Origin of the sequence: Halolactibacillus sp. JCM 19043 (assembly GCF_001310395.1) — a bacterium.
Taxonomy (GTDB): domain Bacteria; phylum Bacillota; class Bacilli; order Bacillales; family Amphibacillaceae; genus Halolactibacillus; species Halolactibacillus miurensis.
The window spans coordinates 44,938-55,883 of record NZ_BAXD01000023.1; the positions used below are offsets into that span (position 1 = coordinate 44,938).

11 protein-coding genes and 1 riboswitch are annotated in these 10,946 nt (G+C 34.3%); of the genes, 8 read left to right on the forward strand and 3 right to left on the reverse strand.

Annotated features, from left to right (window positions below; translation table 11 throughout):
- The first annotated feature begins 94 nt into the window (after nt 1-94).
- The 5 genes from JCM19043_RS17725 (at nt 95) to JCM19043_RS11090 (ending at nt 5,745) form a co-directional block, all read left to right on the forward strand.
- Complete coding sequence (locus JCM19043_RS17725) at nt 95-328, forward strand: IDEAL domain-containing protein (protein WP_231631518.1); 234 nt, start codon at nt 95-97, stop codon at nt 326-328.
- A 185-nt stretch (nt 329-513) separates the two neighbouring features.
- Nucleotides 514-2,388, forward strand: coding sequence for a molecular chaperone HtpG (gene htpG, locus JCM19043_RS11075; protein ID WP_062322536.1), 1,875 nt, complete (start codon nt 514-516; stop codon nt 2,386-2,388).
- A 56-nt stretch (nt 2,389-2,444) separates the two neighbouring features.
- A riboswitch (TPP riboswitch) is annotated at nt 2,445-2,554 on the forward strand.
- Nucleotides 2,555-2,629: 75 nt separating this feature from the next.
- On the forward strand, nt 2,630-3,307 hold the full coding sequence (gene tenA, locus JCM19043_RS11080) for a thiaminase II (RefSeq protein WP_062322538.1): 678 nt from the start codon (nt 2,630-2,632) through the stop codon (nt 3,305-3,307).
- A gap of 323 nt (nt 3,308-3,630) precedes the next feature.
- Complete coding sequence (locus JCM19043_RS11085) at nt 3,631-4,740, forward strand: lipopolysaccharide assembly protein LapB (protein WP_062322540.1); 1,110 nt, start codon at nt 3,631-3,633, stop codon at nt 4,738-4,740.
- Between the two features lie 15 nt (nt 4,741-4,755).
- Nucleotides 4,756-5,745, forward strand: coding sequence for a hypothetical protein (locus JCM19043_RS11090; RefSeq protein WP_062322543.1), 990 nt, complete (start codon nt 4,756-4,758; stop codon nt 5,743-5,745).
- Between the two features lie 70 nt (nt 5,746-5,815).
- Here JCM19043_RS11090 and JCM19043_RS11095 read toward each other — a convergent pair whose 3' ends face one another.
- A complete protein-coding gene (locus tag JCM19043_RS11095) occupies nt 5,816-6,358 on the reverse strand; it encodes a site-specific integrase (protein ID WP_062322555.1) in 543 nt (180 codons plus the stop codon).
- 675 nt (nt 6,359-7,033) lie between these two features.
- Here JCM19043_RS11095 and JCM19043_RS11100 point away from each other — a divergent pair.
- From JCM19043_RS11100 to JCM19043_RS11110, 3 genes are all read left to right on the forward strand, one after another.
- Complete coding sequence (locus JCM19043_RS11100) at nt 7,034-7,846, forward strand: YitT family protein (RefSeq protein WP_062322545.1); 813 nt, start codon at nt 7,034-7,036, stop codon at nt 7,844-7,846.
- A gap of 509 nt (nt 7,847-8,355) precedes the next feature.
- Nucleotides 8,356-8,712 (forward strand): hypothetical protein, encoded by a 357-nt coding sequence (locus JCM19043_RS11105; protein WP_062322547.1) that lies wholly within the window; start codon nt 8,356-8,358, stop codon nt 8,710-8,712.
- 71 nt (nt 8,713-8,783) lie between these two features.
- Nucleotides 8,784-9,227 (forward strand): YitT family protein, encoded by a 444-nt coding sequence (locus JCM19043_RS11110; protein WP_082394532.1) that lies wholly within the window; start codon nt 8,784-8,786, stop codon nt 9,225-9,227.
- A 91-nt stretch (nt 9,228-9,318) separates the two neighbouring features.
- Here the strand turns inward: JCM19043_RS11110 and JCM19043_RS11115 are convergent, their stop codons facing one another.
- Nucleotides 9,319-9,576, reverse strand: coding sequence for a hypothetical protein (locus JCM19043_RS11115; RefSeq protein WP_062322551.1), 258 nt, complete (start codon nt 9,574-9,576; stop codon nt 9,319-9,321).
- 248 nt (nt 9,577-9,824) lie between these two features.
- Nucleotides 9,825-10,202: a PH domain-containing protein gene (locus tag JCM19043_RS11120; protein WP_062322553.1), complete on the reverse strand. Its 378-nt coding sequence runs from the start codon at nt 10,200-10,202 to the stop codon at nt 9,825-9,827.
- Between the last annotated feature and the right edge of the window lie 744 nt (nt 10,203-10,946).

Genomic DNA, 10,946 nt, shown 5'->3' on the forward strand with positions numbered 1-10,946 from the left:
AGGGGATTGGGTCAAATTACAGTCAAACAAGGGTGAGCGTATTCATGGCTTCGTCGAAAAACAACTAGAAGAAGAGAACAGGGTACAAATACGTGTGATTGCGAGTGATAACCATCTTTTAACCAATCACAGTATCCAAGTTCACGTGGTCAAATTACAAGTAGAGCCAGATAGCAAATACTATACTCTTGGTGAATTAGAACAATTAATCGACTTAGCCCTTCAAACAAATGATAAAGCATGGTTTGACGCATTATCTGATCAATACAATTACTTGAAAAAAGAAACAGAAGCGAAACGTCATATTGACTATACCCAAGTCAATTAATCACATAAGATGAAATTAGCCACACCTAGAGGTGTGGTTTTTTCTGTTTAAACGTAGTTAATTAACGATAACCTGATACGAAAGGATTGACAAGATGGTTAAAAATATGTTAAAAAATATATGTTAGCACTTTAAAGTGTCGAGTGCTAATACATAAAAAATATTAAAAAGTGAGGGAATAACATATGGCCGTCAGACAATTTGAAGCAGAGTCAAAACGATTATTAGACATGATGATTCATTCGATTTATTCAAAACGCGAGGTATTCTTACGTGAATTAATCTCCAATGCGAGTGACGCGATGGATAAGATGTATTACCGCGCATTAACCGATGAGTCGATTACATTTGATCAATCGGACTATTACATTAAAATTTCTACAGATAAGGATCATCGTACGTTAACAATCACTGATAATGGGATTGGTATGACAAAAGAAGAGCTTGAACAAAATTTAGGCACCATTGCGAAAAGTGGTTCACTGGCATTTAAAAAAGACAATGAAATTAAAGATGGTTTTGATATTATTGGCCAGTTTGGTGTCGGCTTTTACGCAGCTTTCATGGTTGCTGACAAAGTAAGTGTAACGTCGCGCGCAGTAGATTCAGATCAAGCGTATCACTGGTACTCTGAAGGCGCTGAAGGCTTTACCATCGAAGAGGCGACTAAAGATGATGTGGGTACAACGATCACACTAACGATTAAAGCGTCCACAGAAGATGATGACTTTGAACAATTCTTAGATCCGCGTCAACTGCAAACGATCGTTAAAACTTATTCAGACTTCATTCGCTATCCAATTAAAATGGATCTAACGGAAGAAAAATTAAAAGAAGGTACAGAAGATGAATATGAAACGATTGTTGAAGAGAAAACGGTCAACAGCATGGTACCAATCTGGAAGAAAAACAAAGCTGAATTAACCGATGATGATTATAAAAACTTCTATCAAGAAAAACATTTCGGTTATGATGATCCATTAACACATGTACATGTGAGTGTCGATGGTAATATTCGTTATCAAGCGATTCTTTACGTGCCTGAAACAGCGCCTTATAACTATTACTCGCAAGAGTTTGAAAAAGGCTTGGAGTTATACTCAAATGGCGTCTTAATTAAAAATAAAGCGCCTGAACTGTTACCTGATTACTTTAGCTTTGTGAAAGGTCTTGTCGATTCAGAAGACTTATCACTTAATATTTCTCGCGAAATGTTACAGCATGACCGTCAGTTGAAGCTAATCGAGAAAAACTTAGTGAAGAAGATCAAACAAGAATTAAAGAAATTATTAATGAATGATCGCGAGAAGTATGAAACGTTCTTTAAAGCTTTCGGTCGTCAATTGAAATATGGTGTCTACAGTGACTTTGGTCAAAATAAAGATACCTTAAAAGATTTACTTCTATTCTATTCATCAACTGAAGAGAAACTTGTCACCTTAGCCGAATATGTTGAACGTATGAAGGAAGACCAAACCTATATTTATTATGCCACAGGTGAGTCACATGCGCGCATCGAACGTTTACCTCAGACAGAAATCGTCCGTGATAAAGGCTATGAAATTCTTTACTTCACTGATGATATTGATGAATTTGCGATTAAAATGTTATTGAACTACGATGAAAAAGAATTTAAATCTGTTTCAAGTGGTGATTTAGGTTTTGAGGACGATCAAGCGGAAGAAAAAACAGCTTCTGAAGAAGATCAAGCGATTTTCGATCAAATGAAAGAGATTCTTAAAGGTAAAGTATCAGATGTTCGCCTGTCTAAACGCTTAAAGACACACCCTGTCTGCCTATCTAACGAAGGGGATATCTCCATTGAGATGGAAAAAGTCTTAAGCATGATGCCTGAGAATCAAGGCGTAAAAGCTGAGAAAGTGTTAGAAATTAACGCGGATCATGATATCTTTAAGTCACTCAAACAAGCCTCACAATCAAACGAAGATATGATGGAGACATACACGAATGTCCTATACAATCAGGCTTTACTGATTGAAGGTTTACCAGTAGAAGACCCAGTAAGCTATGCCAATGATGTTTGGAAAGTGATGAAGTAACACTTGACTTTAATAGTCAGTATGTTACAGTAACAGTATCAAAATACAATCAAATGAAACACCACTAGGGGAGTCACTGATCTGTGACTGAGATTGGCAACGAATGCCTTGACCCTTTGAACCTGATCTAGTTGATGCTAGCGGAGGGAAGTGGGACGAGATTTGACTTTCTTTATTCAATGATCGACACCACTTGCTTATTTAGCGGTGGTGTTTTTATTTGGAAAAAGGAGAGAATTATATGAGATTTACAGATGAATTAAGACAAAAGGCTGATCCGATTTGGAAAGCGAGTTTTGATCACCCCTTTGTACAAGGGCTTGGGGACTCCACCTTACCGCTCGACCGGTTTCGCTACTACGTCTTGCAAGATGCGTATTATTTAAGTCACTTTGCAAAGACGCAAGCATTAGCTGCCGCAAAAGCAGACTCATTAGAAGTAACGAACAGTATGGCTAAACACGTTCAAGGCACCTATGAAGCAGAACTGGATCTTCACCGGACCTTTATGAAACAATTAAATATCTCTGAAAAAGACCAGCAATCCTTTGAGCCGGCTCCAACAGCGTATGCTTATACATCACATATGTACCGAGCCAGTCAATTTGGCCAACTAGGGGACGTTATTGCGGCGATTTTACCATGTTACTGGTTGTATGCTGAAATCGGTGAACAGTTAAAAGACAAAACGCCAAAAGAACCCGTCTATCAAACGTGGATACAGGCGTATCATTCCGATTGGTTTATGACACTCGTCAAAGAACAAATCGACCGGTTAGACCAACTTGCAGAAACCGCATCAGAAAAAGAAAAAGAACGTTGGACTGATCTGTTCTTAAAGAGCAGTCAATATGAATATTTATTCTGGGAGATGGCGTACACATTAGAGATATGCCGATGGACGCCTATCGTCATATAGCAGTTACAAATTAAAACCAGACTATAAACCTTTAATTGACTAAACCCTAAACCACCAACACTTTTTTTGTTGGTGGTTTTCGTATAGACTAAACTGTGATGACCAATATAGTATGTTTCTTAAGATAATGGTGCCTTTACCATAAACGTTTTAACTAATAGTTTCTCTACAAATCCCCAATTTATTATGGACTTATTTTGAAATTTTTGGTATGGTTATGTTATTAACAAAATTATCAAATTATTTTATATCACAGAGATAAATATTCATTGTTCTCCCTGTTTTAACTTATCTCAGATATGAAAGTAGGGGGCTCACATGACATGCAAAGAAAAAACAAGTACATTATTATATTTATAGTTATTTTGTCAACATTACTCACCATCAATATAAAAAATATCATATCCCCTAACAAAAATAACCAAGAATTAAGTAATGATATTGAAAATGAAGAAGAATTAGTGGATATTGAGAAAGAAAAAATTGAAACTTTAGAAGAGTTAGTCGCATTATATGAAAAAGAAGAAAAGTATGATGACGCGGTTGAGATTTATAATGAATTACTATTACTGGATACGCAAAACGACCAATATTTATACAGCTTAGCCATTTGCTATCTAGAAATTGAAGAATACGAGTTAGCGCTAGAATTTTTAAAAGCTTATGATGAAGTAAAGAGCCATCACCCAACAACATTGTTTTTAATATCACAAGTGTACTTATTGCTAGGGGAATTTGAACATGCCCAACAAATAGCTAATGATGCGGTTGCTGCTACAAAAATAAATAACACTGACCCACAATATTATGCAGAATGGTCTGAAATTGTCGACAGTTTTGATGTGAAAAAAGAAGAAGCTTGGGTAGATGTAATAGAAGGTTTACCGCTGAATTCAATGAAATTAAAAGCTTCTGAAACAGCGATAAAAGATTATCATAATGCGAATAAATATCCTCATGAACATATTCTTTATAACGCAGGATTATTACATAATCAATATGGAAAATATGATCAAGCTATTCAATACTTTAAAGAACGTATCAATATTTATCCTAATTTAAAATCAAGTTATGTGTTACTCGCCGAGAACTATTATCTAACAAAAAATATAAGCGAATTAAACGCGTTACTAAAGATGGTTGAAGAAAACGATTGGATTCTTGAGGAAAAACTAATATCCGCATTTATCACAAGCACCCAAGGTGACTATGAAATATCTAGAGAAGGATTTGACAATCTTGCCTATACAGGAGAATACCAAGATATTATTTTTTCTAACCTAACTCGATTAAGCTTGCGTTTTTCTGATCATACAAGCGCACAAGACTATTATAATACGTTTATGGGACTTGAATTAAAGGACTTTAGCTATTGGCAATCAACGGTTAATGAACTTTCAGATGGTATCGATCGGATGCTAGAAATTGAATAAAGGTGTGAAAATTAAATGATTAAGATTTTTGTTGGTATGATTTTTTTTATAACAGGATTATTACTTTTTGTAGCATTTGAGATAAGCGCTATTTTACAGTCCTTTGATCTAAGAGGTGTGTTTGTAACAAATGCATTAATTTTATCTATTGTATTATTGCTTGTTCAATTATTTATTTCAAACAAGAAGATTGTTAATGTATTTGCAAGTAGTTTTATATTTATTTTCATCTTTAATCTGGTGAATGTCTATAATCATCAGATTGTGATGATGCCTTTAGAAGGCATTGTCGATACTTATCGAAAAAATAATGTGATTGAAGCTGCTGAACAATACTCTTTTGCGAACAACACTCTTTATTATCAAAATCAAACGGACGAATTTATTAATCAAATTGAAGAAGAAATTCTGTGGGTGACAAATATTTGTTCCGATGTTTTTGGTGTAAATACAATACCCGGTGTAGAAATTATTTTGTTTGACGATATAGAATTATTTCAACTCTTTAGTTTTGATGATAGTTTAAATGGACTTTACCGTAGTGATCAGAAAACTATTTATGTATTAACAGCTGGAGAAAATGATCGTACTATAAAAACAACACTATCACATGAATATGTTCATCATTATTTTTATTCCCTATTGGGTAGTCAGAATATCGATGTCACTCAATTCCCTTTATGGTTTCATGAAGGAATGGCGACGTATATCTCAAACATAAATAATTCTGATGTAGAATATGAAAGTTATGGTGACCTATCACTAAAAGATCTGTATTATCCGAAGGATTGGCGTCAAGAAATGCAAGGAGATAATAATCCTTATCGTATTGCTTACGTTGCTGTTGAGACTTTAGTTGAACTAGAAGGTATCGAAATATTCCCACGTATTGTTGAGGAAGTAAAATCAGGCACAGATATTTACACTGCCATAGAAAAGTTAACTGACATGCCTTTTGGCGAATTCGAAACTATTTTACAAGATAAAAGCGGGTACGAACGTTGACCATTAAAAAATAGACTTACCATTCAAACATAAAACCACCAACACAATGAATAAAGTGTTGGTGGTTTTACTATAGACTAAAACTCGCTAAACTTTGATCAACGATATCTTGGTTAATCCCAATATACCTTAACGTAATATCAGGTGAAGCGTGATTGAATATGTCTTGTAAGAGCGCGACATTCTTATTAATCGTATAATGCCAAAAACCAAACGTCTTACGCATACTGTGCGTGCCGAAGTTAGTGATCCCGACACGTCTCGCTGTTTTATTTAACACTTTATAGGCTTGTACCCGTTGGATTGGTAATCCTGTCTTATACGATGAGAATAAATAGTCTTCATCGGCCATATGAATTGTATAGTGATCAATCTGTTGTCTCAGTTCAAAATTAATTAAAAAGCGTTTGGCTTTATTCGTTTTCTTTTCTTTTAACACTATATGTGTTTGCCCACGAACATCTCGTACTTGAAGCGGTAGTAAGTCACTGATACGAAGACCTGTATTAATTCCCATCACAAATAAGAAGTAATTTCTGTCTGATTCCCGTTTTAATTCATCTTTCATCGCTTGAATCAATAATTTATCACGAATCGGTTCAACCGTCTGCATGCCACGACTAAGTAAGGCGTGATAATCAGACACAATCGATTCTTGACGTTCTGGTTGTTTAATCTTTGATTGATTCAATTGTTTGATTTTTTCTTTCAACCGGTACTCCCCAAATTTTTCTAATAAGTATTGATATTCTCCTGCCGTTAAATAGACAAAAGGAGCGACTTGTTTTTTATCCATTTTCTTTCACAACCTTTCAATTTAACCATCTCATTTACATATCAATTATTTCGCATTAAACGATCAATGATACGAGAAATTACATTTCATTCGCTTAAAACAGCCTCTGACAACACCCTAAAAAAAAGGGAAACTATTGCATTTAGATTGACATGTTCACACATAGACGCAACCCTGGAAAAGCAACTATTTAACGAGCTATGTAATAACTCATCCATTTATAAAAGACATATCCAGTAAAAAAATATTTCAAAAATATGTAGGAACGTAAATTAAGAATATGTTTCCTAACATAATTAAACAAATAGAAAAATGACCTCTCAACCTATATTTTATCACGTTTTCATATATTTTCACAATGAAACATAATATCTATTATGTTTCATTAGGAACATGATTTAATATTTAGAAAATAACGTGAATGGTCAATTGTCTTGACCGAGGAGGGGAGATTTGCTAAATTTAAAAAGCAGGAAAGAAGGAGGACGCCTTATGATAAAAAAATACAGCTCCATTGTGGTTGGTTCAGTGATTATTGCTTTAGCCTTTAATTTATTTCTGATTCCTTCCGGTGTCCTAAGCGCAGGAGTTAGTGGACTGGCGATTTTAGTCAGCTTGATTAGCCCGTTTGACACAAGTTTACTTAATATTGTTTTCAACATTCCTATTTTTATTATTGGTTACATCTTTTTAGGGAAGAACGTGACGTTAAACACTTTCTTAGTTGTTGTCGCACTCTCATTCTTCTTGTATGTTGTTCCGATTTACGACTTAGCCGAAGACTTATTGCTTGGTAGCATCTTTGGTGGTGTCATTACCGGTTTAGGGATTGGGATTATTCTTAAATTCTCTGGTTCAAGTGGTGGCTTTGATATTATTGCGATGATTGTTTCACGCGTCAGTAATATGAGTGTCGGTTTACTGTTAACCGCGATGAACGGTGTGATCGTTTTAATATCCGGCCTTGTGTTTGACTGGAATATCGCGCTTTATACGATGCTAAACATCTATATAACAGGACGTGTGATTGATACGATTCACACGAATCATATTAAGTTAACGATGCAGATCGTGACAACCGAAGGAGAAGCAATTCGAAAAGAATTACTCGATTCAATTTACCGCGGCATCACGATGTCTAAAGGGCAGGGTGGCTATACATTAGAAGAAAAAGATTTACTGATGATGGTCGTTACCCGTTATGAAACGAAGACGATTAAAGATATTGTCAGAAAGCACGATCCAAAAGCCTTCATCAATATTTTTGAGACCGTTGAGATTGACGGGGAGTTTGCGAAAAATTAAAACAAGCTAGTGGCATTTATTTATGTCGCCGGCTTGTTTTATGTATACACAACCTTATTGCAGCTAAAGTCCACTTCAAACTTTTTTGTATGACGTTGAGCGTCAAGAGATCCATTGGATGTTCGATACGATTGTTAAAAGATAAAAAATAATCTTATTTAAACACCTAATACACCACTATTTTATGAAGTAACTGCGCTAATCTATTTAAATTTAAATATTTCCTGAAGAGGAAATACTGAACTACAAGAGCAACGCGCACTTAAATATTTTATTTGAAAAATAACTGATAACAATTTAAAACAATTAATGATATTTCGAATTGTAATTTCCCTATTATTGTTATACGATAAAATGGAAAGCATTTCATTATTATGTTGTATCCAGGGAAAGAGTTGATTTCTATACTTTTTAACGAGATACAAACTCTATGTAAGTATATTACGATATTTATGGGTTTATTTTTATTTTGTTCAATTATTTTCTAAGGGTACAAGGGTGGTGGAAATTTGAATTCCTTAAAAATATGGGATTATATTCTTCTTTTTTTATTATCAGTACTTCTTGTTATTGATTATCTTTTTACTACTGTGGTAATAGCACCAAAAATATTACTAATCACATTTATTGCCCTTATAGTTATTAGTGATGTTATTTTCAAGAAAAACAAATCTGAAGTTTCACTAAAAAAAAGATTGTTTCAAGATATTATTTTCACAGCTTACTTAGTTCTGCTAATTGGTTTATTAACTATTATAGGTGGTAACTCTAATACGGGTATTTCATTTAGTAATGTTTACTTCTGGATTATAATGAGTATCTGGGTTGTTAAACTGTTAATTCAGTTTAATAAAATAGCAAAATGAATCATTTTCATGATTGCTCTTTTTAAAAAATCAAACACAATCAGCGTTTTAATATCGGTATAAAAACTTTTATGCCACGTTATACAATTTCGATGATTGTTTCGCGCCTCAGTAACATGAGCATTAGCTTGCTGTTAACAGCGATGAACGTCATTATCGTCTTAATATCAAGCCTTGTCTTTGACTGGAATATCGCGCTTTATACGATGCTAAACATCTATATAACAGGGCGCGTAATTGATACGATTCATACGAATCATATTAAGTTAACGATGCAGATCGTGACAACAGAAGGTAAATCAATCCGAAAAGAATTACTCGATTTAATTTACCGCAACATCACAATGTCAAAAGGGAAGGGTGGCTATACATTAGAGGAGAAGGATTTACTGATGATGGTCGTTACCCGTTACGAAACGAAGACGATTAAAGATATTGTCAGAAAACACGATCCAATAGCATTTATTAATATTTTTAAGACCGTTGAAATAGACAAGGAGTTTGTGAAAAACTAAAACAAGCCAGCGGCATAAATAAATGTCGCTGGCTTGTTTTAGTTATGTGAAGCTATTTCAATTCTTAACGTCGCTATCTCACCACTAATGCTTAAGCAGCGCTTAACATAAACGCTTCGAAAATAAAACCAAAGAGAATCATTGCCACGCTGATTAAAACATGCGCGCGTTTTTCATTAATTCCTGTCTTTTCTAAGATATAGATAATGATTCCAACAATCATGAGATAGCTAGCACTTCTCGCAACATATGAAGCATTCGCAAGTAAAGTGGCAGACAATCCGTCAAACAGTCCCGCTACTATACCGAAAACAGCTAACATGAGTGGAAGACGTAGTTTCCAGTACATTTAACTCATCCTCCCTATATCATCCACGCTATTAAAGGTAATATAGTTTAACTGATTTCTAATTTACCTCTTATTAACCTGTATTTTACTCTTAACTATTTAACATTTAACGCTGGTCTCTTTTGAACTCTTCCATTTTATCGCGCACCCATTTGGACCTCGAATTCCAATTCCAAACACCTAAAATGAGAAGGGTGATTATGATAATGACTCGCATGACTATCATAAGAAACGCTCCTTAATAAGACTTATAAGCAATGTGCAGCTAATAGACGCTGAATTTTAGCGATACTGTCATCTTTTCTAAATTGTAAATCAAATAAAGGCGCCTGTGCACTAGAAATCCAGATTTTAAGTTCCGCATCAAGATCAAAAGTACCCGCTGTCTCAACACTAAAATGAGAAATTGAGCGATAAGGGACAGAGTGAAAATCGGTTTTCTTACCCGTAACCCCTTGCTTATCAACCATAATTAAACGTTTATTAGTGAACACCATTAAATCACGGATTAACTTAAATCCCGCTTCGATAGTTTCACCGTCAGTCAATAAATGCCCAATCGCTTTTTCAATATCATTACTTGTCGCATCGGTCGCGTTGCCCATCAAACCATCAAATAAACCCATCAACATTCACTCCATTTCGTATCTTTTATTTCATTTCAATCCTACCACATGGGTTATTACTTGTAAATTATTAGATGAATATTCCATCTGCTTGTAAATAAAATATAAAATATTTTCTTGATCAGCTTCTATTTTCTCTGATTTTAAATTAGGGCAGGAACCGATAAGTGTTACCTTATTTAATTATATACATGATTTTACTTCCATTTCATTTACTATTTTACAAAAAACACGTATGATAATATGTAAATGCATTGCATTAATAACAGGGTGGTAACTAAACTCTTAACCAATGATTCAAGCAAAAAACGCAAGGAGTGATTCCAATTGAAAAACAACAAGCAATTCCTTTTCTCGTATCATATGTTTATTTATCCAATTTATGCGGCAGGTTCTTGTCTCATGATTTATCCTGTAATACCAAGCTTTCGACTACAGGAAATCATCCTGTTTCCAGTCCTTATATCGTACTATCTGTCTCCGATTCTTTTCTTCATCATGTTATATGAGAATAAAAAGTTTTACGGACGTCGAACATTCTCTAAGAGCCAATTAACACAGGTGATTATTGCTATAGCGGTGTATTCTTCAATTATTATAACGCCACTATTTTATAATTGAAATCTGAATCAATTTCATAATTGCTCTTTTTAAAAAATCAAACACGACCAGAATTTCAATATTTGTCTTAAAAATTTTTTATGCTATTTGATATTGCTTTAGGAATGAGCCTAAACGATCTGA

Bases quoted from the DNA above. Each gene is read 5' to 3' on its own strand.
- htpG (WP_062322536.1), top strand. From the start codon at position 514: ATGGCCGTCAGACAATTTGAAGCAGAGTCAAAACGATTATTAGACATG.
- tenA (WP_062322538.1), top strand. From the start codon at position 2,630: ATGAGATTTACAGATGAATTAAGACAAAAGGCTGATCCGATTTGGAAA.
- JCM19043_RS11085 (WP_062322540.1), top strand. From the start codon at position 3,631: ATGCAAAGAAAAAACAAGTACATTATTATATTTATAGTTATTTTGTCA.
- JCM19043_RS11090 (WP_062322543.1), top strand. From the start codon at position 4,756: ATGATTAAGATTTTTGTTGGTATGATTTTTTTTATAACAGGATTATTA.
- JCM19043_RS11095 (WP_062322555.1), bottom strand. From the start codon at position 6,358: ATGCAGACGGTTGAACCGATTCGTGATAAATTATTGATTCAAGCGATG.
- JCM19043_RS11100 (WP_062322545.1), top strand. From the start codon at position 7,034: ATGATAAAAAAATACAGCTCCATTGTGGTTGGTTCAGTGATTATTGCT.
- JCM19043_RS11110 (WP_082394532.1), top strand. From the start codon at position 8,784: ATGCCACGTTATACAATTTCGATGATTGTTTCGCGCCTCAGTAACATG.
- JCM19043_RS11115 (WP_062322551.1), bottom strand. From the start codon at position 9,576: ATGTACTGGAAACTACGTCTTCCACTCATGTTAGCTGTTTTCGGTATA.
- JCM19043_RS11120 (WP_062322553.1), bottom strand. From the start codon at position 10,202: ATGGGTTTATTTGATGGTTTGATGGGCAACGCGACCGATGCGACAAGT.